Here is a 1,533-nt window from a genome sequence, read left to right on the forward strand (position 1 = left end):
GTTGATTTCGCTGCTTCAGCATGGATTGCCGCGTCGCTATGCGCCTCGCAATGACGGGGAAAGTACAAGACACTTTGGAATTGACTTGACACTAGCCACGAGGGAACCTGGATGGGTATAAAAATGCAACGATGACCCTGCGAAATCCACGACGTCCTGAGCTGGAGCCTGTGGAAATCAGTGTGCTGGCGGATACGGGTGCTGTTCACTTGTGCATACCTTGGCATGTACAAATCCAGTTTCAACTTGAGGAGATCGATAAAAAGGAGGTCACGCTGGCGGACGGAAGCAAGCAGCTCGTCCCATACGTTGGCCCGATAGAGTTGCGGTACAAAAACAGAATCGGCTTCGCCGGTGCACTGGTTATGGGCGATCAGCCGTTGCTCGGCGAGATTCCGATGGAGGACATGGATTTAGTGGTCGTTCCGACGACAAGGGAAGTCATGGTCAATCCAGAAAGCCCGAACATCGCGTCCTCGATTGCGAAGTGAGCGACGAAAAGCCGCTGGCAAGATCAATATTTTCGGCTATCTTTTTACTGTTGATGGTTAAGAATCTGCGAATGGGTAAACAAATCAGTAGCGAAGGTTAAATAATGAATACAAAGCAACTTATTGACGAAGCAGTGTCACTGCCAGTTGAAGAACGTGCATTTGTAGTGGATTCGCTGCTGCGCAGTCTGAACCAGCCGGAATCAGAAATTGATAAAAAGTGGGCTGTTGAGGCAAACCGTCGTCTTGCAGAGTTGCGATCTGGTAAAGTGCAGGCAATACTGGGCGATAAGGTCTTAGCGAAGGTGTGAAAAAGGTTTGAAGCATGAGCTTTTCTCTTTCCCCTGAACAAAGACAGTAATGTTTTAAAATAATGAGCATTCCATATTTTAATAAAGGAGTCAACATGAACCATCCGGGACTATCCTGCCCTGACTGCGGCAACGAAATTATCGATACTAGACGAACGGCCCAGCCTTATAACGATTTCGATAATTACTGTGGATTCCGTTGCAGCAAATGTAAGCGCACTTTTACAGATAGCGAAGTAAACGATATTTACAAGAAACAACAAGAGAGCAATCCATGACAAACTCTGTATCATTCTCAATCTACGGTAAAAGCTCTGAGGTGACGTCGTTTCTAAATACTGTAGATGGTCTTGTCTACCGGTATAAGCCTGTCGAAATGGCTTTTGATTCTGATATTGATGCCCCTAAGGTGGTCGAGCTATTTCTTACTTTTTCATCAGGAATTGGAGTAAATCTATTCGCATCGTGGCTATATGACAAGCTAAAGAATGGGGGCAGAAACGAAAAAAAGGAAGAACCTTACGCGAAACTTGATGGCAATACTTTTTCAGGAAATAATATTACGATTATTCAAATTGTCAATATTATTAATTCGCAATCCGATAACTCAAACCCTTGAGTACATTCGTATGCTGCAATAAAGGATCCTCGAAGCAGAGCTTCGAGGTATTTAGAAGAGTTGGAGCTGCTGTGAATGCAACTTTTTATACTCAATTTCTCGACCTTGACTC

The 1,533-nt window shown here is 44.6% G+C and carries 3 protein-coding genes; all 3 read left to right on the forward strand.

Going from position 1 to position 1,533, the window contains the following annotated elements:
- Positions 1-131 precede the first annotated feature (131 nt).
- Entirely contained in the window at positions 132-491 is a 360-nt protein-coding gene (locus tag EST62_RS12475) for a clan AA aspartic protease (protein ID WP_129052394.1), read from the forward strand.
- A 104-nt stretch (positions 492-595) separates the two neighbouring features.
- Complete coding sequence (locus EST62_RS12480) at positions 596-802, forward strand: addiction module protein (protein ID WP_129052395.1); 207 nt, start codon at positions 596-598, stop codon at positions 800-802.
- 274 nt (positions 803-1,076) lie between these two features.
- Positions 1,077-1,421, forward strand: a complete 345-nt coding sequence (locus EST62_RS12485; RefSeq protein WP_129052396.1) for a hypothetical protein — start codon at positions 1,077-1,079, stop codon at positions 1,419-1,421.
- Positions 1,422-1,533 lie beyond the last annotated feature (112 nt).

The organism is Chlorobaculum sp. 24CR (assembly GCF_004118635.1).
Classification (GTDB): Bacteria; Bacteroidota; Chlorobiia; order Chlorobiales; family Chlorobiaceae; genus Chlorobaculum.

Coding starts and splice junctions, on each gene's coding strand:
- EST62_RS12475 (WP_129052394.1), top strand. CDS start 132: ATGACCCTGCGAAATCCACGACGTCCTGAGCTGGAGCCTGTGGAAATC.
- EST62_RS12485 (WP_129052396.1), top strand. CDS start 1,077: ATGACAAACTCTGTATCATTCTCAATCTACGGTAAAAGCTCTGAGGTG.
- EST62_RS12480 (WP_129052395.1), top strand. CDS start 596: ATGAATACAAAGCAACTTATTGACGAAGCAGTGTCACTGCCAGTTGAA.